Below are 20830 nucleotides of genomic sequence, written 5' to 3' on the forward strand. Positions count from 1 at the left end.
CTGAATTCCTTCTTTCAATTTATTCTTCTTATTATATCAAAAAATGGTTTAAAAATCCTTCTAAACCATCTTTTTTTTTAATTTTTAAATCAAGTTAGCTTCTTGAAGAGCTGCTTGTACTGTCTCAAGTGGTAAATGGGTCAACTCGGTCCCTTTTTCACGATAGAGATACTGGGCGTAGTCGTCCATACGGTACTGGTTAATATAAACGACACGCTCACATCCTACCTGAAGCAATTGCTTGGTGCAGTTGAGACAAGGAAAATGAGTAACGTAAGCTGTAAATCCTTTTGGAACGCCACGTTCGGCTCCTTGTAAAATAGCATTAACCTCAGCATGAAGAGTGCGGACACAGTGGCCCTCAATCACCAAACAGTCATGGTCAATACAATGCTCCGTTCCTGATACAGAGCCATTATAACCTGTTGAAATAACCTTATTATCCTTGACTAAAACAGCTCCTACCTTGGCGCGTTTACAGGTTGAACGATTGGCAATCAATAAGGCTTGAGCAGCAAAATACTCATCCCAAGCCAGTCTTTTTTCTGTCATAACTTCTCTCCTTCTGATCTATTTTTTGAAAAATGGTAGGCGTAAATCTGCGATTTTTTCAGCAGGAACCTTCATTCCATCCTTGATCCATTTAAGCAAAACTGATACGATGGCAGAACTCCAAAAAGAATGCAGGTAAGAGCTGACTCCTTTTGATTTTCCATAGTATTTTTCTAAAAACTCTTGCATGGCTTGCACAAAGATTTTTTCCAAGTGGTAGTCCAAGGCAAGCTGAATAACCTTGGCTTCTTTTCTGGCTTCACGAAAGAGATGAACCCAAACCAGATAGAGATCTGTTTTGACATCATAATGACTGAGCTGCTCCATGATATTATGGACACTGCGTTTAAAGACGCTTTCTAAAATCTCTTCTTTGGAGTCATAGTTTCGATAAAAGGCGGCACGAGAAACACCAGCTCGTTTTACCAATTCGGAAATGCTAATCTTTGTCAACTCCTTTTTCTCCAAAAGTTGCAAAAGAGCTGTTTCGATAGCTTCTCTGGTCAGTAAATTGGATTCTTTGTTTGATTTTCTGAGATTTTCAAGTGAATTTTCAGAAATTCTTCGTTCGGCCATAACACTTCCTTTCTACTTGTGACAACAGAGTGACGAGACTTTTGTTTTAAGATTTTTCATGATATAATTGTAAAAAAAGACAGAACCTTTGTCAATGTATAAGTGATAAAGATGGAGAATTTCTATGACTTGGAAGATTGTAGCTGACTCTGGTTGTGATTATCGTCAACTGGCAAATCCAGCAATTGATACTGAATTCATCAGTGTTCCCTTAACCATTCAAGTAGCTGATCAAGTCTTTATTGACGATGCTAGTCTTGATATTGACAAAATGATGGAAACCATGTATGCAACTTCTGAAGCTTCAAAATCAGCTTGTCCTAGCCCTGATGATTACTTGCGAGCATTCGAAGGTGCAAACCATATTTTTGTAGTGACCATTACCGGAACTCTTTCTGGTAGTCAAAACAGCGCTCAATTAGCTAAGAATCTCTATCTCGAAGAACATCCTGATACTCAGATTCATGTCATTGATAGTTTATCTGCTGGTGGGGAAGTTGATCTAATCGTAGAGAAAATCAATGATTTGATTGACCAAGGACTTTCTTTTGAAGAAGTGGTTAAAGCTATTACTGCCTACCAAGAAAAAACTAAGTTACTATTCGTCCTCGCTAAGGTTGATAACCTCGTTAAGAATGGTCGCTTGAGTAAGCTAATCGGTACAGTTGTTGGGCTCCTTAATATTCGTATGGTCGGGGAAGCAAGTGAAACTGGAACCTTGGAACTCCTCCAAAAAGCCCGTGGTGCTAAGAAGTCCCTCCAAGCTGCTTATGAAGAGTTAATCAAGGCTGGTTACGCTGGTGGGAGTATCGTCATGGCTCACCGCAGTAATGATAAATTCTGCCAACAACTCTCAGAACTCTTACGTGAAAAATTCCCACAGGCTGAAATTAAGATTATCCCAACCTCTGGGCTCTGCAGTTTTTATGCAGAAGAAGGTGGACTCCTCATGGGATATGAAATTGACTAATAAATCAAACAGGAGATGACTTATCATCTCTTGTTTTTTTATGGTACAATACTTTTATGAAACATTTTGACACTATTGTAATCGGGGGAGGCCCTGCTGGTATGATGGCTACCATTTCCAGTAGCTTTTATGGGCAGAAAACACTTCTCACTGAAAAGAATCGAAAACTCGGAAAAAAATTAGCTGGTACTGGTGGTGGTCGCTGTAACGTGACCAACAATGGAACTCTAGATGACCTATTAGCTGGCATCCCTGGGAATGGTCGCTTTCTATACAGTGTCTTTTCCCAGTTTGATAACCATGATATCATCAACTTTTTTACTAAAAATGGCGTAAAACTCAAGGTCGAAGACCATGGCCGCGTCTTTCCAGCCAGCGACAAATCTCGGACCATTATCGAAGCTTTGGAAAAGAAAATCACTGAGCTAGGTGGGCAAGTTGCCACTCAAACAGAGATTGTTTCTGTTAAAAAGATTGACGACCAGTTTGTCCTCAAGTCAGCAGACCAAACCTTTACTTGTGATAAACTCATTGTCACAACAGGTGGAAAATCCTATCCTTCTACTGGCTCTACTGGTTTTGGTCATGAAATCGCCCGACATTTCAAACACACTATTACCGAACTCGAAGCTGCTGAAAGTCCATTGTTGACTGATTTCCCGCATAAGGCCTTGCAGGGAATTTCCCTAGACGATGTAACCCTAAGCTATGGCAAGCACGTCATCACCCATGACCTGCTCTTTACCCACTTTGGTTTGTCAGGTCCTGCTGCACTACGCATGTCTAGCTTTGTCAAGGGTGGGGAAACTCTCTCTTTAGATGTCTTGCCACAACTTTCTGAGAGAGAATTAGTTGACTTTTTAGAAGAGAACCGTGAAAAATCCTTGAAAAATGCCTTAAAAACCTTGCTCCCTGAACGCTTGGCAGAATTTTTTGTCCAAGGATATCCTGAAAAAGTCAAACAACTAACAGAAAAGGAACGCGACCAACTTGTCCAGTCCATCAAGGCTCTTAAAATCCCTGTAACTGGCAAAATGTCATTAGCTAAATCCTTTGTAACTAAAGGTGGCGTTAGTCTCAAGGAAATCAATCCTAAAACGCTGGAAAGTAAGCTAGTGCCTGGACTCCACTTTGCTGGCGAAGTACTAGATATCAATGCCCATACGGGGGGATTTAACATCACTTCCGCCCTCTGCACCGGCTGGGTGGCAGGCTCAAACTAGAACTATAAATGATATAGTATCTAAAGATATTGGATAAGAAAGGAGCTATTTTGGAACATATTATTTTACTGAGAGGTGTTACACCGAATGGACAAAATGCTATCCCTAAAATGTCTTATCTGGTAGATATCTTAACAGAGGTTGGTTTTCAACACGTTCGAACTTATATTCAAAGTGGAAATATTATTCTTGAAAGCGACTTAGCCATAGAAGAAATACGAGAACAAGTCCATACTCTAATAAAAGAAAAAATCGGAGCCGACTTGAAAATGGTCATTAAAAATAAGAGTGATTTTACAAAAATTGTCCAAGAAAATCCGTTTGGAGAACACTATCTTTATGACCGTATACATATAATTCTTTTCCAGAATGCTATCCAAAGTCTACCATTAGAAAAATTGAATATTGACTATGGTGAAGAAGAAATTTGTATCGGCAACCATTGTCTTTACCTCTATCTCCCTAGAACTGCAAAACGAAAAAAGCTTAATACCAACTATCTCGAAAAGCTGTTCGGCGTTGATCTGACCATGCGAAAGTTAAACGTGGTAGAAAAATTACTAACAAAATAGGAAAAATAAGATGAACAGAAGATAATCAGTCGAATTTGTCAATATGTGCATGATTAAAAATGGAGACATGATTCTGGTCCAAGACCGAGTTAGTCCTGACTGGCCTGGCATTACTTTTCCTGGTGGTCATGTTGAACGTGGCGAGTCCTTTGTCGATGCTGTCATTCGTGAAGTGGAGAAAGAAACTGGTCTTACCATTTCTAAACCTCAACTCTGTGGTATCAAAGATTGGTATGATGATGCAGATTATCGCTATGTCGTCCTCTTATACAAAACTGAACACTTTACTGGTGAGCTCCAATCTTCAGACGAAGGAAAAGTCTGGTGGGAAGATTTTGAAAATCTATCTCATCTTAAACTGACTACTGAGGATATGTCTGATATGCTTCGTGTTTTTTTGGAAGAATACCTCAGTGAGTTCTTTTACTATAAGGATAGGGAAGACTGGTCTTACCAACTCAAATAACAGTAAATCGGCAGAGGTCTCTCCGCCGATTTTTAGCTTGTCTAATCTTCAAGCTAGGTCTGTGTCCTCCAATTAAAATTCTGTTACTGGCTTTGTCAGTCCTAGCTTAGTCTTTGAGTTTTATCGAGTTTGTGTGCCTACATAGTGGGCAATGACGTCTGAAGTGTACTGGGCTGTTCCAGGTCCAAACTTGTCAATGTTTTCCTTAAACTCTGGATTATAGACATAGCCTTGGCCGATATGACCGAAGACTTCCATAGAGCAGTCAAATCCATAGGTACGAATGGCTTGCAAGAGCTTGGCTGCTTCCTCTTGGTTTTCAGATGCTGTTATCGGCAGATCAGATTGTAGATTTTGAGCCAAGGCTTGAAAGACTTGATTAAAGGCTGTTGTAGCTTCATCCTCTCGTCCTTTTTGACGCTCGAGAGCCTGGTCCATGACTTCTTGGCCATATTTCTCTACTGCCTCTTGGTGGTATTTTTGATTGTCTTGATAGCTAAATCCAGTGAATTTTTCTTGAATGGTCATTTTTATTTCTCCTTTTTGTTCTTGGATAGTTTTCTGTAAGGTTGAAATTAAGGTATCCAGATGTTGTCTTTCTCGAGTCAGGTAATCCAACTGTCTCGTCAAATGTGGTAACAAGTTCATCTTTTCTTCCTTCAATAGCTCTGCTATTTTTTCTAAAGAAAAGCCTAGATACTTGTAATAGAGGATAATCTGTAGTCGTTCCAAATCCTCTTGGCTGTAGGTTCGATAGCCATTTTCTGACTTTAATGGGACCAAGAGTCCTATCTTATCATAATGGTAAAGGGTCTTGATAGAGACGCCTGAAAGCTGCGCAGCTTCTTTGATATGGTACATGATTTCCTCCTCACATAAATAGTATATACCCTCCCCTTTGGGGAGAGTCAAGTATTTTATCATATTTTTTATAAAAACATGAAAATCGCTTTCTTGACAGACTTGAAAAAACATGATAGGATAATCAAGTCTATCAATCAAATAAAAAGCTCATAAAGAGCCATTGAGAGAAGGCTATTTGACAACTCAAGTAGCCTTTTCTTATTTTAAAAAATAGATCGGAGTTTAACAATGTCTGAAAAATCGCAATGGGGATCTAAGCTAGGCTTTATCCTTGCATCTGCTGGTTCTGCTATTGGTCTTGGGGCCGTTTGGAAATTCCCTTATATGACCGCTGCCAATGGTGGTGGAGGATTTTTACTGGTCTTTCTCATCTCAACGATTTTAATTGGTTTCCCGCTTTTGCTGGCGGAGTTTGCCCTTGGTCGGAGCGCTGGCGTGTCAGCAATCAAAACCTTTGGAAAATTGGGCGATAATAAGAACTACAATTTTATCGGTTGGATCGGTGCCTTTGCCCTTTTCATCCTCTTATCCTTTTACAGTGTTATTGGAGGATGGGTTTTAGTCTATCTAGGTATCGCTATTGCTAAAGCCTTCCAGGTTGGGATTAGCAGTGATTATGCCCAGCTCTTCACAGACATTATTTCAAATCCATGGATTGCCCTCGGTTCCCAAGCCCTCTTCATCTTCCTCAACATCTTTATCGTATCTAAGGGAGTTCAAAAAGGGATTGAAAGAGCATCGAAAGTTATGATGCCCCTGCTCTTTATCATCTTTGTCATTATCATTGGGCGCTCTCTCAGCTTGCCAAATGCCATGGAAGGTGTAGTTTATTTCCTCAAACCTGACTTTTCAAAACTGACAAGCGCCGGACTCCTCTATGCTCTGGGACAATCTTTCTTTGCTCTATCCCTCGGGGTTACAGCTATGTTGACCTATGCTTCTTACTTGGATAAGAAAACCAACCTAGTCCAATCAGGTATGTCCATCGTTGCCATGAACATCTCTGTATCCATCATGGCAGGATTAGCTATTTTCCCAGCTATGTCAGCCTTTAACATCCAGTCTGAAGGTGGTCCAAGTCTCCTCTTTATTGTCTTGCCACAACTCTTTGACAAGATGCCTTTTGGAAGTATTTTCTACATCCTCTTCCTCTTGCTCTTCCTCTTTGCTACGATAACTTCTTCTGTCGTGATGCTGGAAATCAATGTAGGCAACATCACCAATCAGGACAATCGTAGACGTGCTAAGTGGAGTATGATTTTAGGTGTTTTAACTTTTGTATTTGGTATCCCTTCAGCCCTATCCTACGGAGTCATGGCAGACGTTCAAATCTTGGGGAAGACCTTCTTTGATGCCATGGACTTCTTGGTTTCTAATCTCCTCATGCCATTTGGTGCACTCTGCTTGTCTCTCTTTACAGGCTATGTCTTCAAAAAAGCATTGGCTATGGAGGAACTCCAGCTTGATGAAACACCGTGGAAACAAGGACTTTTCCAAGTCTGGCTCTTCCTTCTTCGTTTTATCATCCCAATTATCATCATCGTGGTCTTTATCGCCCAGTTTATGTAACTATAAAAATGGACTTGAGTTTTTTCCTCAAGTCCTTTCTTTTTACGGATGACTAACAATCAATTCTAGACCTTGACCTTCCAGAGTCCATGCTTCAACATCACTTGGTAGGATAAAGTGGCTACCTTTTTGGATTGGATAGTTTTTCCCATCAACAGTTAGTTGACCTTGACCAGCCAAGACACTCAACAGGCTGTAATCAGCTGTCTTTTCAAAGTCAACTTTTCCAGTGATTTCCCACTTGTAAACTGCGAAAAATTCATTGGATACAAGGAGAGTTGAACGCAAATGATCTGCTTTAACAGTCACAGGACGGCTATTTGCAGGCTCACCGATATTTAAAACATCGATGGATTTTTCAAGATGAAGCTCACGCAAGTTGCCATTATCATCTCTACGGTCAAAGTCATAAACACGGTAGGTCGTATCACTAGACTGTTGCGTTTCAAGAATCAAGATTCCCGCACCGATGGCATGCATAGTTCCACTTGGAACATAGAAGAAATCCCCAGCCTTAACAGGAACCTTTGTAAGCAAGGCATCCCAGTTCTTGTCTTCAATTTGCTGGCGGAGTTCTTCCTTAGACTTGGCATTGTGACCGTAAATAATCTCTGAACCTTCATCTGCGGCGATGATGTACCAGCACTCTGTTTTTCCGAGTTCGCCTTCATGCTCTAATCCATAAGCATCGTCTGGATGAACTTGGACGCTGAGCCAGTCATTGGCATCAAGGATTTTGGTCAAAAGTGGAAATACTGGCTCTGGACGATTGCCAAATAATTCACGGTGTTCCTCATACAAAGTAGCGAGGTCTGTTCCTTGATAGCGGCCATTGGCTACCTTAGACACACCATTTGGGTGAGCTGAGATTGCCCAATACTCACCAATCTTTTCATTTGGGATGTCGTAGCCAAACTCATCACGAAGTTTAGTCCCACCCCAAATTTTTTCTTGCATTACAGAATTTAAAAATAACGGTTCTGACATCTTGATCTCCTGTCTGATTTTTCTCCCCTCATTATAGCAAAAAAAGAGTTCTAGTTGAACTCTTTTTCATATCTTATAAAGTAGGGAGAAGATTTTGTAAAAATAGTAACGATATGGATTTCATACTTTTGATAAATCTACAAGAAACTATTATTTCATAAGATTTGGAAGAATGAACATGATAAAGAAAGCTAGAGCAACCATAATAAAAACATTGAGATAGATAAAACATTTTGCCAACCATGCATATCGCCCAGGTCTTAGTGGTCTTTCTACATAGGAATGTTTTGGTTTTTTAGGATCATAATAAACAACAACTTTTCCACCAATTGGAAAGCGTTCCTTAAGAGGAGATTTTGTATAAGACAAAAAACTATTACCCTTAACTTTGTATCTTAAAACTTGTGGAATTTCACCATTTTCAAAATTATCCGTTTTTACATCAGATACGATTGAACCTAAGGGAGTACTGATTGTATTTGAAATAGCAGATAGAAATTTAGGCCCTACGACCTTGTATTGGTTTCCATCAACAGTGTATTCAACAACTGGGAGACTAATCCCATTATAAAGAGCATAGGAATATCGGATAATAACTCCTTCCGTTCTTTCGGTACACCTCTTGGCATTGCTATAATTACTAAATATAAAATAGGAAAACATAAAATAGGTGAAGGCAGCAAATCCTAAAATCATTAAGCCAATTAATAGAAAGAAAGTTGTTGGCATATTTTTCTCATTAGAACATTGTTATGAAGCTATTTTAACAAATTTAACAGCAAAGACAAGAAAAAGACTGGATTGCTCCGATCTGTTTAGTCAATCAAATATTAGAAAATGAATACTCCTTTTCAATGAATCGATTGATGGTAAATAAGCTGTTAGAAATTATTGACAGTATCGAAATTTTCTAGTAAAATGAATTTTGTTAATACCTAAATGGTGTGTAATTTTCTATCAACATAGTCAGGAGAAAAGGAACTTATGCTAAAAAAATTTAATGAATTGTCACTGAAAGATAAGGCTTATCTAATTGGCGGTTTGATCTTATTAGTCATTGTGATCTCCTTTGGTCTGCTCAATCGTCAAACAGTAACTGTCAGTCTTGTCTTTACACAACTATCTGCTCCCTTGATTTTGGTGATTTTTACTTGTCTAGTAATCGGGATCATTGTTGGTAGTGCTATTGGTTTTAGCTATCACCATGGCAAGACTCAAGAGCTGAAAAGCCGCATTGCTGAAGCAGAAACGACTATCCATAAAAAAGACAAGGAGCTTCTCCAGTACAAGGAACAGGTGCAACAATTAAAACAGGAAGCCAAACAATAAGTGTAGAAATCATAACCACCCGTCAGCGGGTGGTTTTTTGTCTCGCACCTAATGGAACGAGACGGACTGAAAATCGCATAACAGAAAAAAAACCGGATTGCTCCGATCTTTCAATAGTTCATATTCTCACATTCTGTTTTAAGAATAGTTAAGGTTATCTTCAAATGACTAAGCCCCTTATTTCATACGATAAAAATCAAGCACTAGACCAGCAGGACCTTTAACTAATAAGGACTCTGTTCCCCAATCCGTTTCACAAGGACCGTGTAAAATCTCGACACCTCTCTCTTTTAAACGTTGGTAATTCTGCTCTAGATCCTCAATCTCAATGTGAAGAATGATACCTGACTGAAAATCTTCCAAAGGAATCAAATGATTTTGGGACAACATTAGACAATGACTGCCAATCGTGAACTGAGCAAAGCCTTGATCAACATAATCTGCCTGTTTATCCAAAATACGCTCCAAGTCAGCACAGACTTGAGGAATACTTGAAACGATGATATCTAATTGATTTAAATTCATTAACTATCCTCCAGAAAAAGACCGGATTGCTCCGATCTTTTTAAGTTTCACTCTATGAAAATCAAAGAATAAATTCTACAAATTTAAAATTTGATTTTCGACGAGAGAAATTATTTAATTGCGCGTGATTGCAATCCTTCTTCTTCCAAGAAGAGGCGGAATGGTACGAGTTCTTCTGCTTCGTATTTTTCCTTGAAGGCTTTGATAGCTTCTTCTGAGTGAAGTTTTGGATCGAGTTCAAGTACTTCTACTGGAAGTGGACGGTGTTGAGTGATGTGAGCATCGATAACAACTGTTTTACCTTCTTTGTTCAATTTAACAGCTTCTGCAACAACTGCATCGATGTCTTCGATACGGTCTACTGTAAATCCAACAGCACCTTGCGCTTCAGCGATTTTCGCATAGTCAGCATTAGGGAAGTCACAACCAAACAAGTGTTTGTTTGTGTCTTCGTATTTGTCCTTGATGAAGGCATATTTACCATTTGAGAAGACAACGTTGATAACTGGAAGGTCGTATTGAACGTTTGTGATAACGTCTGGGTAGCACATGTTGAATGCACCGTCACCCATGATGTTCCATACTTGGCGATCTGGATTGTCTTTCTTAGCAGCGATACCACCAGGAAGGGCAATACCCATTGTCGCAAAGAGTGGAGATGTACGCCACATGTTCTTAGGTGTCATGTGAAGGTGACGAGTAGATGTTTGAGTAGTGTCACCTACGTCGATTGAGTAGATAGCGTCTTGATCAGCATGTTTGTTGATTGCATTGTAAACTTGATACAATTGCAATTCACCCTCAGTTTTACCTTCGAGTTTGTTCATGTAATCACGCCAGTTTTGGTTGTTCTTAACGTTTGCACGCCACCATGGAGTAGATTCAACTGGGTTCACTTTGTCGAGGATAGCTTTAGCTGCTTGGCCTGCATCACCAAGGATTGAAGCGTCAAGGGCATGACGTTTACCAAGTTTGTAAGGGTCGATATCCACTTGGATGAATTTTTCAGTGTTCTTGAATGCTTGGTAAACTTCAGCAAATGGGAAGTTTGAACCAAGGAAAAGAACTGTGTCTGCTTCAAAGACCACTTCGTTGGCTGGTTTCCAACCAACACGGTAAGCAGAACCTGTCAAACCTTCGTAGTTCCATTCAAAAGCTTCAAAGTTTTTACCAGTTGTGATGATTGGTGCTTTGATTTTACGTGACAATTCAGTGATCACTTCACCAGCTTTCACACCACCGTAACCAGCGTAGATAACTGGACGTTCAGCGTTGTTCAAAATTTCAACAGCTTTGTCGATTTCAACTTCGTTCAAAGCAGGAGCGATGAATGAACGTTCGTATGAACCTGAACCGTAGTATGAGTTTTCGTCGATTTCTTGGAAACCGAAGTTTACTGGGATTTCAACAACAGCTGGACCTTTTTTAGAAACTGCAGCACGGCAAGCTTCGTCGATTACTTTTGGCAATTGCTCAGCGTAAGCTACACGTTTGTTGTATACAGCGATACCGTTGTACATTGGGTTTTGGTTCAATTCTTGGAAAGCATCCATGTTCAATTCGTTAACTGGACGTGATCCAAGGATCGCTAGGAATGGAGTGTTATCCATAGCTGCATCGTAAACACCGTTAATCAAGTGAGTCGCACCTGGACCACCTGAACCAACTGCAACCCCGATTGAGCCGCCGAATTTAGCTTGCATAACCGCTGCAAGAGCACCTGTTTCTTCGTGGCGAACTTGCAAGAAGCGGATATCTTTGTCTTCAGCCAAAGCGTCCATCAATGAGCTGAGTGTTCCTGATGGGATACCGTAGATTGTGTCTACGCCCCATGTTTTCAATACATTAAGCATTGCTGCAGATGCAGTAATTTTCCCTTGAGTCATAATGATAACTCTCCTTCAAAATAATTTCATATATTTACAAAAAACGCTTTTATATGTTATTTGAAAACGATTCAGTAAATTTACAATCCTAATTTATCACATTTGATTTTAGATTTCTAAGTATATGCTCAGAAACTTTCATTCTCTATTACAGTACAGTTTGGAAGCGTTTTGAAAATCTGTTTTAGAATAGAAAAAAGCGGTTAAGACCGCCTTTTTAATCGACTTTAGTAAAATTAAGCATGAGAGAGCTGATTAAAACAGATACTGAACTAAAGGCCATGGCCAATCCTGCAAGTTCTGGATTGAGTACCAAACCAAGACCAGAAAACACTCCTGCTGCAATCGGAATACCAATGAGGTTATAGATAGAAGCCCAGAAAAGATTGAGTAGAATACGATTAAAGGTCTTCTTACTCATATCAAAAGCACGTGCCAATCCTAGTAAATTGTTGGTTGTAAGGACAAGATCTGCTGATTCAATGGCAATATCTGTCCCAGAGCCCATGGCAATTCCGACATCCGCTACACTGAGGGCCGGCGCATCATTGATACCATCTCCAACAAAGGCCAATTTGCCATTCTTTTGAAGCTTGTGAATTTCATGTGCCTTTTCCTCTGGCAAGACATTTGCGATCACTTCTTCGATTCCAATTTGCTCTGCAATCGCATGGGCTACTCCAGCATTATCTCCAGTAAGCATAACCGTTCTAAGACCACGTTTTTTCAATTTAGCAATAGCTTCTCGAGCATTTTCCTTAGGGACATCCTGCAAGGCAATTAAGCCTTTTAACTGACCATCTACGGATAGGAAGACAACTGTTTTTGCTTCTTTCTCAAGCAAATCAAATCGTTCTTGATAATCATGTGGAATAGCAAGGTCAGCTAAGAGCTTAGCATTCCCAAGCAAGACTTGTTTACCATTAATAATCCCAGTCACACCTTTTCCATGCAAGGCTTGGAAGTTTTCCACTGGGTAAAGGCTAATTCCTAGTTCAGATGCACGATTAACAATAGCTTGAGCTAGCGGGTGTTGAGATACATCTTCCAGTGAAGCAGCCAAACTTAGCACTTCTCTTTCATCACCAATAACATCTGTCACTACTGGCTTCCCTTCGGTCAAGGTTCCTGTCTTATCAAAAACAACCGTTTGGACCTTTTGGATTTCCTGTAAAACTGTACCATTTTTGAGAAGAATCCCCATCTTGGCACTTCGTCCTGTTCCAACCATGAGTGCTGTCGGTGTCGCGAGTCCTAGTGCACAAGGACAGGCAATTATCAAAACAGCAACTCCGTAGAGAAGTGAAGTCACAAAGCTATCTCCAAGTAAAACAAACCAGACCCAAAAAGTAAGAAGTCCTAAAATGACAACTGCTGGTACAAAAATCCCTGAAATCTTGTCGGTCAAATCTTGAATAGGAGCACGACTCGTTTGAGCTTTCTTCACAAAGTCCACAATCTGAGCCAGCATAGTCTCAGAACCAACTTTTTCAGCTCTAAAGATGATCGTACCACTATTATTGATAGTTGACCCAATAACAGCATCTCCAACTGATTTATCGACTGGAATACTTTCCCCAGTCACCATTGATTCATCAATACTCGTTTCACCTTCTAACACAGTCCCATCAACGGCAATTTTTTCACCTGGTCGAACGCGAATGAGATCCCCAACTTTGACTTGTTCTAGAGGGATTTGAACATAAACATCATCACGCAAAACCTCTGCTGTCTTTGCTTGTAGGTCTAATAATTTTTCGACTGCCTGCGAAGTATTTTTTCGCATTTTTTCCTCAAAAACTGCTCCCAAAAGAATGAAGAAGAGGATAAATGCAGCACTTTCAAAGTAAACGGGCAGACCAGTGAAGAGGGCAACTAAGCTATAGAAATAGGCCACTAGGGTTCCCAGAGCAACCAAGGTATCCATGTTGGAATTGTGCTTTTTAAAACTAGCCCAGGCGCTTCTGATATATGGAACTCCAGCTACCAGCATAATGGGTGTTGTGGCTAAAAAGGTGCCCCAACGCATGACTTGGTGACTAATTCCTCCTGTAGACATCCCAATCATGAGAATCACAAGAGGCACAGTAAAGATACTAGTAATCCAAAAACGCTGAAAAAGACTGAGAGACTTTTTAGTTTTTTCAACAACGGTGTAGGTCCCCTTTTGCATCTTCATGCCGCATGAAAATTCATGCTCGCCCAAGTCTTGAGGCGTAAAGCGAATGACTTTTTCCTCGTCTTGAGCGATTGGTTCTAGGATTCCTTCTTCTTCGAAGAGAATCTCTTTATAACAGTTTGAAGGTGTCACACGATGAAAGGTAATCTCAGCAGGAATCCCTTTTTGCAGTTGAATGTGGGCTGGATGGTAGCCTTTGTCTGCCGTGATACGGATTTTTTGAACGCCATTTTCAAGGCTTGCTTTTACAATTTCAGTCATAATATTCTCCTATTCTACAATCATCTTACCGTGCATCATGTTCATGCCACAAGAGAAACCATACTCACCTGCTTCTTCAGGAGTGATTTCAACCACATATTGGTCTCCCATAGGCAGATTTGCATGCACTCCAAAGTCTGGAAAAACGATTTGATCCAAGCAAGGTGAAGGATCTTTTCGATCGAAAATAATGCGAGCAGGTTGCGATTTTTTGAGGATAATGGTTCCTGGAGTGTAGCCCCCCATGACCTCCACTCGAATCTCCTGATAGCCATTTTTTTGCTGGGCTCTCTTAGCATCTTCTTGCGGTTTTTTGAAAAACCAAAAGAGGATAAAAGCAATCATTCCTAAAACAACAATAGATACAAATAGATTTAACATAGCGTCTCCTTTACATACAATTACATCTTACTTCTGCCACAGCACTTGCTTTTTTCTCAGCAATCACTTCCTCCAAAACTTCCAAGTCAGCTAGGGTAAAGTCACATTCTTCAATCAAATCAGCTAGCAAGAGCTTTATTCTGCGAGAACAAAGCTTGTCTTTGATATCCTGAACCATTAAGCCCCTACTATCATCTAGCGTTAAAAGGGCCGAATAGACAAAGGACTTGCCCTGTTTTTCTCGAGTCAAACATTCTTTCTCCACCAAACGAGCCAAGAGTGTCTGGATCGTGGATTTGGACCAACTGAACCTTTTCTCTAATACTTTTATAAGATCAGTGCTTGTCTGTTCTCCCTGCATCCAGATAATCTTCATGACCTGCCATTCTGCATCCGAAATCTGCATCAGCACACCTCCAAAATCTACATTTGTCAATTACAATTATCAGTATACTCTTAAAATCTACATTTGTCAATTATAAAATTCAAATCTTTCTCTTTTTTTATTCTTCATGACAAAAGTGATTAATACTCAATGAAAATCAAAGAGCAAACTAGGAAACTAGCCGCAGTCTGTACTTGAGTACGGCAAGGCGACGTTGACGCGGTTTGAAGAGATTTTCGAAGAGTATAAAACACAAGCAAAAACCTCCACATTAGTGGAGGAAATTTCTTTTATCAATACAATTTTAAGTCACGTGGGTCAACTGGGAAGGTTGGGTTGTATGGATTGTGACGGAGCTTGAAGTGTTTGACATCCTCAATAGTCTGAGTTCCGGATAACTGCATGACTGTCTTCAATTCTGCATTCAAGTGCTCAAATACTTGACGAACACCAACACTACCACCAAGAGCCAAACCATAAATAGCAGGACGCCCAATTGCTACCAAGTCTGCTCCTGAAGCCAAGGCTTTAAAGACATGTTGACCACGACGAATACCAGAGTCAAAGACAATCGGTACACGTTTGTCAACTGCTTCAGCAACTTCTTGAAGTGAGTCAAAGGCGGCTGGGCCACCATCGATTTGACGTCCACCGTGGTTGGTTACCCAGATACCAGATGCACCTGCAGCAAGAGAACGTTCAACATCTTCACGGCATTGGGGACCTTTAACGTAAACGGGTAGGCCTGAGTATTCAGCGATGAATTCTACATCTCGTGGAGACAGGCGTTGTTTAGCTGATTTGTAGACAAAGTCCATTGACTTACCAGCACCTTCAGGTAGATATTCTTCTACGATTGGCATACCAACTGGGAATACAAAGCCATTACGCTTGTCCACCTCACGATTGCCCCCTACAGTAGCATCTGCTGTCAAGACAATCGCTTTATACCTCTCAGCCTTCACACGGTCCATGATATGGCGGTTGATACCGTCATCCTTACTAAAGTAAAATTGGAACCAGTGAGGTGTCCCTTGAAGAGCTTCTGTAATTTCTGGAAGATCTACAGTAGAGTAAGAGCTGGTTGTATAAAGAGAACCAAACTCATGTACACCACGCGCAGTAGCTACTTCACCTTGTTCATTTGCCAATTTATGAGCCGCAACAGGCGCCATAATGATTGGTGAAGACAATTTTTCACCTGCAAATTCAATCTCTGTACTTGGATTTTCCACATCACAAAGCGTATGCGGAACGATGAGTTTGTGGTTAAAGGCACGGATGTTCTCCCGTAAAGTAAAGGTATCTTCTGCTCCACTAGCGATATAGCCAAATGCTGCTTTAGGAATAACTTGTTGCGCCATGGGCTCTAAATCATAGGTATTTATGAAATCTACATGACCTTCTGCATTGCTTGTTTTATATGACATAAAATATCCTCCTTAATAAGTAAGCGCTTACTTTGTATATTACAAAAACATCTTAACTCTTTTTTCAAAACTTTTCAAATATTTTGTTTGGAAATTTCAGAAATTTTATGTCTATGATAAAAAATCCTTATAACGGCAATAAAAAATACATATTATCCAAAGCTCTCTTTTAATGCTACAATAACTGTATCATTTTTCTAGATGGGAGGTTCTACTTTTGGATTGGTCCATTGTTGAACAATATCTACCACTCTATCAAAAGGCATTCTTTCTGACCTTGCATATTGCAGTTTGGGGAATTCTAGGTTCTTTTTTGCTGGGGCTCATCGTCAGTGTCATCCGGCATTACCGCCTTCCTGTTTTTTCCCAGTTGGCAACAGCCTATATCGAACTTTCACGAAATACACCCCTTTTGATACAACTTTTCTTTCTCTACTTCGGCCTACCTAGAATAGGGATTGTTCTTTCTTCAGAAGTCTGTGCAACAGTCGGTCTCATCTTCTTAGGTGGTTCCTACATGGCAGAATCCTTCCGAAGCGGGCTAGAAGCCGTCAGTCAAACCCAGCACGAAATTGGCTTAGCCATTGGCCTTACACCATTTCAGGTTTTTCGCTACGTGGTTCTGCCACAAGCGACAGCGGTGGCTCTACCATCCTTTAGTGCCAATGTCATTTTCCTCATCAAGGAAACTTCTGTCTTTTCAGCGGTTGCCCTTGCTGACCTTATGTATGTTGCTAAGGATTTGATAGGACTCTACTATGAGACAGATATTGCGTTAGCTATGTTGGTGGTTGCTTACCTTATCATGCTTCTACCTATTTCGCTAGTCTTTAGTTGGATAGAAAGGAGGCTCCGTCATGCAGGATTCGGGAATGCAAGTACTCTTTCAGGGAAATAATCTCCTGAGAATCTTACAGGGATTGGGCGTCACGATTGGTATTTCTATCCTGTCTGTCCTCTTATCCATGATTTTCGGAACGGTGATGGGAATTATCATGACTTCTCATTCTAGAGTGATTCGCTTCTTGACACGCTTATATCTAGAATTTATCCGTATCATGCCGCAGCTAGTGCTCCTTTTCATCGTTTACTTTGGCTTGGCTCGAAACTTTAATATCAATATCTCTGGTGAGGCTTCTGCTATTATCGTTTTCACTCTTTGGGGAACAGCTGAGATGGGGGACTTGGTTCGTGGTGCCATCACTTCCCTTCCCAAACATCAGTTTGAGAGTGGGCAGGCGCTTGGCTTAACTAAAGTGCAACTCTACTACCATATCATTATCCCTCAAGTTTTGAGAAGGCTTCTACCGCAAGCCATCAATCTTGTCACTCGTATGATTAAAACAACTTCCTTGGTTGTTTTGATTGGGGTTGTTGAAGTTACCAAGGTTGGACAACAAATCATTGATAGCAATCGCTTAACCATCCCAACCGCTTCCTTTTGGATTTACGGAACCATCCTAGTCTTATATTTCGCAGTTTGCTTCCCTATTTCCAAACTATCTACTCATCTAGAAAAACATTGGAGGAACTAAATGTCTGAAACTATTTTAGAAATCAAGGAACTAAAAAAATCCTTCGGAGACAATCCTATCCTCCAAGGACTTTCTTTAGATATTAAAAAGGGGGAAGTGGTCGTCATCCTAGGACCATCTGGTTGTGGGAAAAGTACCCTCCTTCGTTGCCTCAATGGTTTAGAAAGTATTCAAGGAGGAGATATCCTGCTGGATGGCCAGTCCATCGTTGAAAATAAAAAAGATTTTCACCTGGTTCGCCAAAAGATTGGTATGGTCTTTCAAAGTTATGAACTCTTTCCTCACTTGGATGTCCTTCAAAACCTCATCCTAGGCCCTATCAAGGCTCAAGGGAGAGACAAAAAAGAGGTTACTGAAGAAGCTCTACAACTACTGGAACGAGTTGGACTTCTAGACAAAAAACATAGCTTCGCTCGTCAATTATCTGGTGGACAAAAGCAACGGGTTGCGATCGTCCGTGCCCTGCTCATGCATCCAGAAATTATCCTCTTTGACGAAGTAACTGCTTCACTGGATCCAGAAATGGTGCGTGAGGTTCTAGAACTCATCAATGACTTGGCCCAAGAAGGTCGTACCATGATTTTGGTAACCCATGAAATGCAGTTTGCCCAAGCCATTGCGGACCGCATTATCTTTCTAGACCAAGGAAAAATTGCTGAAGAAGGAACTGCTCAAGAATTCTTCACAAATCCACAAACCAAACGAGCACAAGAATTTTTAAACGTCTTTGACTTTAGCCAGTTTGGCTCATATCTATAATCAATAAAGGAGATTATTATGAAACTACTTAAACCAATTCTAACTGTTTTTGCTCTAGCATTTGCGCTTATCTTCGTCACAGCTTGTAGTTCAGGCGGAAGCTCTGATGCTTCATCTGCTAAGGCGACTGCCAAAGCTCGTACTATTGATGAAATTAAGAAAAGTGGTGAACTTCGAATCGCGGTATTTGGAGACAAAAAACCATTTGGTTATGTTGATAATGACGGTTCTTACCAAGGTTACGATATCGAACTAGGGAATCAATTGGCACAAGACCTTGGTGTGAAAGTTAAATACGTTTCTGTTGATGCTGCCAACCGTGCTGAATACTTGATTTCAAACAAGGTTGATATCACCCTAGCTAACTTTACAGTTACTGACGAACGTAAGAAACAAGTTGACTTTGCCCTTCCTTACATGAAAGTTTCTCTCGGTGTTGTGTCACCTAAGACTGGTCTAATTACAGATGTTAAGCAACTTGAAGGCAAAACCTTGATCGTTACAAAAGGAACGACTGCTGAAACTTACTTTGAGAAAAATCACCCAGAAGTAAAACTTCAAAAATATGACCAATATAGCGATGCCTATCAAGCCCTTCTTGATGGACGCGGAGATGCCTTCTCTACTGACAATACTGAAGTTCTAGCTTGGGCCCTTGAAAATAAAGGATATGAAGTAGGAATTACTTCTCTTGGTAACCCAGATACCATTGCACCAGCAGTTCAAAAAGGTAACCAAGAACTACTCGACTACATCAACCAAGAAATCGAAAAATTAGGTAAGGAAAACTTCTTCCACAAAGCCTATGAAAAAACACTCCACCCAACTTACGGTGACGCTGCTAAAGCAGATGACCTGGTTGTTGAAGGTGGAAAAGTTGACTAATACTTTCCGAGAATAAAAAGAAATCAGGTAATCCTAGTGACTACCTGATTTTTATATACCTTAAGCTTTTTGCCAATTTTCTTGGTCTTCTTTAAAACGTTTTAGGAGGTCAAGTCCTTCTGGTGTGATGTAGCCTTCTTCTTGAGCCAAATGAATCAGTTCGCTGTAGTTTGAAAGGGTTACTAGTTTAACACCAGCATCCGCAAAGTTCTTATCTGCTTTTGGCAATTGATAGCTGAAGATAGCCACAACTCCAAGAACATCAGCTCCTTCACGTTTGGCTGCTGCAACAGCTTCAAGAACTGAACCACCAGTTGAAATAAGGTCTTCGACAACTACCATTTTTTGACCCTGAGCTACACGGCCTTCGATTTGGTTTCCTGCACCGTGGTCTTTTGGTTTGCTGCGGATATAAGCAAATGGCAGATTCATCTTGTCAGCGATGATAGCACCGTGAGGAATACCTGCAGTCGCTGTTCCTGCAATCACTTCTACTTCTGGGAATTCTTCCTTGATGGCCTCCACAAAACCATTTTCAATCAAGCTACGAGTTTCTGGATAAGCAAGTGTCACACGGTTGTCCGTATAAATCGGTGACTTGATACCTGATGCCCAAGTAAAGGGTTCTTCTGGCTTGAGGTAAACGGCTTGAATTTTCAATAGATGGCTAGCAATATCTTTAGCAAGTGTCATGGTCTACTCCTTTTGTTTTTATAATCTAGTTCTTTAATTTCAGTCTTGGTTCCACTCATCCTTGATAGCATGATAAGCTGCTACTGGATCAGTGGCTTGAGTGATTGGGCGGCCGACAACGATATAGTCACTACCAATCTGATAAGCATCTGCAGGTGTCATAATTCGTTTTTGGTCTCCAACTGCAGCCCCTGCTGGACGAATACCTGGTGTCAGGCAGATAAAATCTTTGCTTGTCACTTCTTTGATGAGTTTCACTTCCTGAGCCGAACAAACCACACCATCTAAACCGGCTTCAGCAGTTTTCTTGGCATAATGAATGACTGATTCTTGAAGACTGGTTTGAATATTTCGAAAGTCTCTCATTTGTTCTTCAGAAGTTGAAGTCAACTGGGTAACAGCAATCAATTTGGCTTCTTTTCCAAGACCTTCACGCGCAGCCTTCATCATTTCAACACCACCTGCTGCGTGAACGTTGGTCATGTCAACGCCCAGATTAGACAAAACCTTCATGGCTGACTTGACTGTATTAGGTATATCATGGAGTTTGAGATCTAGAAAGACGCTATGTCCCAAGCCTTTCAAATAAGAAACAATCTCCGGACCTGTAGCATAATAGAGCTCCATACCTACCTTTAAATAGAGGCTCCCTTCAGCTGGAAAAAGAGCTAAAAATTTCTTGACTGCCTCAAAACTTGGAAAATCAAGAGCAATAACTGGACGAGATTCGCGCATACTTTTCTCCTTTTACCTTTGTCAGCAAGAGAGCATGAAAAAAGGAACCTGCCTACAGCAAGGTTCCA

23 protein-coding genes are annotated in these 20830 nt (G+C 40.6%); 10 read left to right on the forward strand and 13 right to left on the reverse strand.

Going from position 1 to position 20830, the window contains the following annotated elements; all coding sequences use genetic code 11:
- Window positions 1–84 precede the first annotated feature (84 nt).
- On the reverse strand, window positions 85–552 hold the full coding sequence (locus O3611_RS01370; protein ID WP_000136981.1) for a deaminase: 468 nt from the start codon (window positions 550–552) through the stop codon (window positions 85–87).
- An 18-nt stretch (window positions 553–570) separates the two neighbouring features.
- Window positions 571–1128, reverse strand: a complete 558-nt coding sequence (locus O3611_RS01375) for a TetR/AcrR family transcriptional regulator (protein ID WP_000840874.1) — start codon at window positions 1126–1128, stop codon at window positions 571–573.
- A gap of 124 nt (window positions 1129–1252) precedes the next feature.
- Between O3611_RS01375 and O3611_RS01380 the strand changes: the two genes are divergently transcribed.
- From O3611_RS01380 to O3611_RS01395, 4 genes are read left to right on the forward strand one after another with little or no spacing between them, the layout of a single operon-like run.
- Entirely contained in the window at window positions 1253–2098 is an 846-nt protein-coding gene (locus O3611_RS01380) for a DegV family protein (RefSeq protein WP_371607574.1), read from the forward strand.
- A gap of 56 nt (window positions 2099–2154) precedes the next feature.
- Entirely contained in the window at window positions 2155–3321 is a 1167-nt protein-coding gene (locus tag O3611_RS01385) for an NAD(P)/FAD-dependent oxidoreductase (protein ID WP_371607575.1), read from the forward strand.
- A 50-nt stretch (window positions 3322–3371) separates the two neighbouring features.
- Window positions 3372–3893 (forward strand): DUF1697 domain-containing protein, encoded by a 522-nt coding sequence (locus O3611_RS01390; RefSeq protein WP_075227125.1) that lies wholly within the window; start codon window positions 3372–3374, stop codon window positions 3891–3893.
- Between the two features lie 49 nt (window positions 3894–3942).
- Complete coding sequence (locus O3611_RS01395; protein WP_371607624.1) at window positions 3943–4359, forward strand: 8-oxo-dGTP diphosphatase; 417 nt, start codon at window positions 3943–3945, stop codon at window positions 4357–4359.
- A 120-nt stretch (window positions 4360–4479) separates the two neighbouring features.
- Here the strand turns inward: O3611_RS01395 and O3611_RS01400 are convergent, their stop codons facing one another.
- A complete protein-coding gene (locus O3611_RS01400; protein ID WP_371607576.1) occupies window positions 4480–5220 on the reverse strand; it encodes a MerR family transcriptional regulator in 741 nt (246 codons plus the stop codon).
- Window positions 5221–5451: 231 nt separating this feature from the next.
- On the opposite strand from O3611_RS01400, the gene O3611_RS01405 reads away from it, so the two are divergent.
- Entirely contained in the window at window positions 5452–6792 is a 1341-nt protein-coding gene (locus O3611_RS01405; RefSeq protein WP_371607577.1) for a sodium-dependent transporter, read from the forward strand.
- 42 nt (window positions 6793–6834) lie between these two features.
- Here O3611_RS01405 and manA read toward each other — a convergent pair whose 3' ends face one another.
- Window positions 6835–7779 (reverse strand): mannose-6-phosphate isomerase, class I, encoded by a 945-nt coding sequence (gene manA, locus O3611_RS01410; protein ID WP_371607578.1) that lies wholly within the window; start codon window positions 7777–7779, stop codon window positions 6835–6837.
- A gap of 150 nt (window positions 7780–7929) precedes the next feature.
- Window positions 7930–8508 carry a DUF3592 domain-containing protein gene (locus O3611_RS01415; RefSeq protein ID WP_371607579.1) on the reverse strand — a complete coding sequence of 193 codons (579 nt, stop codon included), beginning with the start codon at window positions 8506–8508 and terminating at the stop codon, window positions 7930–7932.
- Between the two features lie 255 nt (window positions 8509–8763).
- Here O3611_RS01415 and O3611_RS01420 point away from each other — a divergent pair, with 255 nt between their 5' ends.
- Window positions 8764–9108 carry a lipopolysaccharide assembly LapA domain-containing protein gene (locus tag O3611_RS01420; RefSeq protein ID WP_049503129.1) on the forward strand — a complete coding sequence of 115 codons (345 nt, stop codon included), beginning with the start codon at window positions 8764–8766 and terminating at the stop codon, window positions 9106–9108.
- 177 nt (window positions 9109–9285) lie between these two features.
- Here the strand turns inward: O3611_RS01420 and O3611_RS01425 are convergent, their stop codons facing one another.
- The 6 genes from O3611_RS01425 to lctO form a co-directional block, all read right to left on the reverse strand.
- Window positions 9286–9633, reverse strand: a complete 348-nt coding sequence (locus tag O3611_RS01425) for a glyoxalase/bleomycin resistance/extradiol dioxygenase family protein (protein WP_020901924.1) — start codon at window positions 9631–9633, stop codon at window positions 9286–9288.
- Window positions 9634–9743: 110 nt separating this feature from the next.
- Window positions 9744–11519, reverse strand: a complete 1776-nt coding sequence (gene spxB / locus O3611_RS01430) for a pyruvate oxidase (protein ID WP_371607580.1) — start codon at window positions 11517–11519, stop codon at window positions 9744–9746.
- Window positions 11520–11736: 217 nt separating this feature from the next.
- Window positions 11737–13959, reverse strand: coding sequence for a heavy metal translocating P-type ATPase (locus tag O3611_RS01435; RefSeq protein WP_371607581.1), 2223 nt, complete (start codon window positions 13957–13959; stop codon window positions 11737–11739).
- 9 nt (window positions 13960–13968) lie between these two features.
- Window positions 13969–14340 (reverse strand): cupredoxin domain-containing protein, encoded by a 372-nt coding sequence (locus tag O3611_RS01440; protein WP_315639682.1) that lies wholly within the window; start codon window positions 14338–14340, stop codon window positions 13969–13971.
- A gap of 10 nt (window positions 14341–14350) precedes the next feature.
- Window positions 14351–14746, reverse strand: a complete 396-nt coding sequence (locus O3611_RS01445) for a CopY/TcrY family copper transport repressor (protein WP_315639683.1) — start codon at window positions 14744–14746, stop codon at window positions 14351–14353.
- Between the two features lie 272 nt (window positions 14747–15018).
- Entirely contained in the window at window positions 15019–16155 is a 1137-nt protein-coding gene (lctO, locus tag O3611_RS01450; protein ID WP_075232218.1) for an L-lactate oxidase, read from the reverse strand.
- Between the two features lie 217 nt (window positions 16156–16372).
- On the opposite strand from lctO, the gene O3611_RS01455 reads away from it, so the two are divergent.
- Genes O3611_RS01455 through O3611_RS01470 form a run of 4 tightly spaced genes read left to right on the forward strand, consistent with a single transcriptional unit; the run spans window position 16373 to window position 19334 of the window.
- Entirely contained in the window at window positions 16373–17053 is a 681-nt protein-coding gene (locus O3611_RS01455) for an amino acid ABC transporter permease (protein WP_000384100.1), read from the forward strand.
- Window positions 17013–17690, forward strand: coding sequence for an amino acid ABC transporter permease (locus O3611_RS01460; RefSeq protein WP_075232219.1), 678 nt, complete (start codon window positions 17013–17015; stop codon window positions 17688–17690). The genes O3611_RS01455 and O3611_RS01460 overlap by 41 nt, the downstream gene beginning before the upstream one ends.
- Window positions 17691–18449 (forward strand): amino acid ABC transporter ATP-binding protein, encoded by a 759-nt coding sequence (locus O3611_RS01465; RefSeq protein ID WP_004252334.1) that lies wholly within the window; start codon window positions 17691–17693, stop codon window positions 18447–18449. It abuts the gene before it with no gap.
- Between the two features lie 18 nt (window positions 18450–18467).
- On the forward strand, window positions 18468–19334 hold the full coding sequence (locus O3611_RS01470) for a cysteine ABC transporter substrate-binding protein (protein ID WP_371607582.1): 867 nt from the start codon (window positions 18468–18470) through the stop codon (window positions 19332–19334).
- 60 nt (window positions 19335–19394) lie between these two features.
- Here the strand turns inward: O3611_RS01470 and pyrE are convergent, their stop codons facing one another.
- Both pyrE and pyrF read right to left on the reverse strand, forming a co-directional pair.
- Window positions 19395–20027, reverse strand: coding sequence for an orotate phosphoribosyltransferase (pyrE, locus tag O3611_RS01475; protein ID WP_248034757.1), 633 nt, complete (start codon window positions 20025–20027; stop codon window positions 19395–19397).
- A 39-nt stretch (window positions 20028–20066) separates the two neighbouring features.
- Entirely contained in the window at window positions 20067–20762 is a 696-nt protein-coding gene (gene pyrF / locus O3611_RS01480) for an orotidine-5'-phosphate decarboxylase (RefSeq protein ID WP_371607583.1), read from the reverse strand.
- Window positions 20763–20830: the final 68 nt, after the last annotated feature.

Origin of the sequence: Streptococcus sp. 27098_8_91 (genome assembly GCF_041432385.1) — a bacterium.
Lineage (GTDB): Bacteria > Bacillota > Bacilli > Lactobacillales > Streptococcaceae > Streptococcus.

Excerpts from the sequence above, each read along its gene's own strand:
- spxB (WP_371607580.1), bottom strand. The coding sequence starts at position 11,519 with ATGACTCAAGGGAAAATTACTGCATCTGCAGCAATGCTTAATGTATTG.
- O3611_RS01470 (WP_371607582.1), top strand. The coding sequence starts at position 18,468 with ATGAAACTACTTAAACCAATTCTAACTGTTTTTGCTCTAGCATTTGCG.
- O3611_RS01395 (WP_371607624.1), top strand. The coding sequence starts at position 3,943 with ATGATTAAAAATGGAGACATGATTCTGGTCCAAGACCGAGTTAGTCCT.
- O3611_RS01370 (WP_000136981.1), bottom strand. The coding sequence starts at position 552 with ATGACAGAAAAAAGACTGGCTTGGGATGAGTATTTTGCTGCTCAAGCC.
- manA (WP_371607578.1), bottom strand. The coding sequence starts at position 7,779 with ATGTCAGAACCGTTATTTTTAAATTCTGTAATGCAAGAAAAAATTTGG.
- O3611_RS01415 (WP_371607579.1), bottom strand. The coding sequence starts at position 8,508 with ATGCCAACAACTTTCTTTCTATTAATTGGCTTAATGATTTTAGGATTT.
- O3611_RS01440 (WP_315639682.1), bottom strand. The coding sequence starts at position 14,340 with ATGTTAAATCTATTTGTATCTATTGTTGTTTTAGGAATGATTGCTTTT.
- O3611_RS01445 (WP_315639683.1), bottom strand. The coding sequence starts at position 14,746 with ATGCAGATTTCGGATGCAGAATGGCAGGTCATGAAGATTATCTGGATG.
- O3611_RS01405 (WP_371607577.1), top strand. The coding sequence starts at position 5,452 with ATGTCTGAAAAATCGCAATGGGGATCTAAGCTAGGCTTTATCCTTGCA.
- pyrE (WP_248034757.1), bottom strand. The coding sequence starts at position 20,027 with ATGACACTTGCTAAAGATATTGCTAGCCATCTATTGAAAATTCAAGCC.
- O3611_RS01435 (WP_371607581.1), bottom strand. The coding sequence starts at position 13,959 with ATGACTGAAATTGTAAAAGCAAGCCTTGAAAATGGCGTTCAAAAAATC.
- O3611_RS01460 (WP_075232219.1), top strand. The coding sequence starts at position 17,013 with ATGCAGGATTCGGGAATGCAAGTACTCTTTCAGGGAAATAATCTCCTG.
- O3611_RS01385 (WP_371607575.1), top strand. The coding sequence starts at position 2,155 with ATGAAACATTTTGACACTATTGTAATCGGGGGAGGCCCTGCTGGTATG.
- O3611_RS01420 (WP_049503129.1), top strand. The coding sequence starts at position 8,764 with ATGCTAAAAAAATTTAATGAATTGTCACTGAAAGATAAGGCTTATCTA.
- O3611_RS01425 (WP_020901924.1), bottom strand. The coding sequence starts at position 9,633 with ATGAATTTAAATCAATTAGATATCATCGTTTCAAGTATTCCTCAAGTC.
- O3611_RS01380 (WP_371607574.1), top strand. The coding sequence starts at position 1,253 with ATGACTTGGAAGATTGTAGCTGACTCTGGTTGTGATTATCGTCAACTG.
- O3611_RS01400 (WP_371607576.1), bottom strand. The coding sequence starts at position 5,220 with ATGTACCATATCAAAGAAGCTGCGCAGCTTTCAGGCGTCTCTATCAAG.
- O3611_RS01375 (WP_000840874.1), bottom strand. The coding sequence starts at position 1,128 with ATGGCCGAACGAAGAATTTCTGAAAATTCACTTGAAAATCTCAGAAAA.
- lctO (WP_075232218.1), bottom strand. The coding sequence starts at position 16,155 with ATGTCATATAAAACAAGCAATGCAGAAGGTCATGTAGATTTCATAAAT.
- pyrF (WP_371607583.1), bottom strand. The coding sequence starts at position 20,762 with ATGCGCGAATCTCGTCCAGTTATTGCTCTTGATTTTCCAAGTTTTGAG.
- O3611_RS01465 (WP_004252334.1), top strand. The coding sequence starts at position 17,691 with ATGTCTGAAACTATTTTAGAAATCAAGGAACTAAAAAAATCCTTCGGA.